The organism is Streptodolium elevatio (assembly GCF_053592165.1).
Genome location: NZ_JBSFVE010000082.1, coordinates 1 through 1,285 on the forward strand (window position 1 = coordinate 1; position 1,285 = coordinate 1,285).

Below are 1,285 nucleotides of genomic sequence, written 5' to 3' on the forward strand. Positions count from 1 at the left end.
TGAGCTTGCTCCGCTTTGACGGACACCGTCGTTGTGGTGGTCAGGCCGCTGCGAGGGCGGCTTCGTATTCGACGGGTGTGCGGTAGCCGAGGCTGCTGTGCAGCCTGCGGATGTTGTACCAGGACTCGATGTATTCGAAGACGTCGGTGCGGGCGGCGGCTCGTGTCGGCCAGGGTCGGTCGGCTCCCAGGTCGCTCTTCAGCGTGGAGAAGAACGACTCCGCGAGCGCGTTGTCCCAGCAGACACCGGTCCGGCCGACCGACAGCCGGATGCCGAACTTCCGTGCCAGCCGGGCGAATTGGTGACTCGTGTACTGGCAGCCGCGATCCGAGTGGAAGATCGTTCCGCGGGTTGGGCGCTGCTTGCGGACGGCGTCGCGCAGCGCGTCGGCGACCAGGTCGGTGCGCACGTGGTCGGCGGTGGCCCAGCCGACGACCTTGCGGGTGCCGATGTCGATGACGGTCGCCAGGAAAAGCCAGCCCTGCTCGGTCGCAAGGTAGGTGATATCGCCGCACCAGCGCGTCACCGGTGCCGGGCCGGGCGTGAACTCGCGCCCGACCAGGTCCGGCCGGGCGGCGGCGTGCGGGTCCGGGACGGTGGTGCGTCGGCCGCGTCTGCGGTGCCGGCCGACGAGTCCGGCCTCGCGCATCAGGCGGGCGATGCGGCGGCGCCCGACCCGGGCGCCGCCGCGGACCAGGACCGCGTGGACGCGCGGGGCGCCGTAGCTGCCCCGCGAAGCGCGGTGGGCGTCGGTGATCTGCTCGGTGAGCTCCGTGTCGCGGACAGCACGTGGACCGGGGGCCGCGGTGCGGCGGTGGTAGTAGGCGGTGCGGGAGACCTTGAGGAGTTCACAGGCGCGTTTGACGCTGTGACCTGCGGTTCTCTCCGCCTCGATGAACGGGTGCACCGTCACCGGGTCTCCTTCGCGAAGAAAGCCGTGGCCCGCTTGAGGATCTCCACGTCCTGCCGCAGCCGGGTGTTCTCCCGCCGCAGCGCGGCGAGTTCCTCACGCTCGGACGACGTCAGCCCGTCGCGTTCGCCCGCGTCGACCTCGGCCTGCTTCACCCACTCGCGCACCGCCGTCTCGGTCAGGTCGAAGTCCTTCGCGACCTGCCCCACCGACCGGTCGCCCTGCCGGCACAAAGCCACGATCTCGGCCTTGAACTCCGGCGTGAACAAGCGGCGAGCCCGAGGCTTCTTCTTCCCCATGCTCTCCATGATGGACATCCTCCCCAAGAGGCCGCAGCCCCTCAGCCAGGGTGTCCGTCAAAACGGATCAAGCCCA

Annotated in this window: 2 protein-coding genes; both read right to left on the reverse strand. The window is 70.0% G+C overall.

All coding sequences use genetic code 11. From position 1 onward, the window contains the following. Positions 1–40 precede the first annotated feature (40 nt). Complete coding sequence (locus tag ACWD12_RS41055; RefSeq protein ID WP_450103960.1) at positions 41–913, reverse strand: IS3 family transposase; 873 nt, start codon at positions 911–913, stop codon at positions 41–43. Then, positions 910–1,218 (reverse strand): transposase, encoded by a 309-nt coding sequence (locus tag ACWD12_RS41060; protein WP_450103961.1) that lies wholly within the window; start codon positions 1,216–1,218, stop codon positions 910–912. The genes ACWD12_RS41055 and ACWD12_RS41060 overlap by 4 nt, the downstream gene beginning before the upstream one ends. Positions 1,219–1,285 lie beyond the last annotated feature (67 nt).

What these genes read in the sequence shown, in the direction of transcription:
- ACWD12_RS41060 (WP_450103961.1), bottom strand. Translation starts at nt 1,218, where the DNA reads ATGGAGAGCATGGGGAAGAAGAAGCCTCGGGCTCGCCGCTTGTTCACG.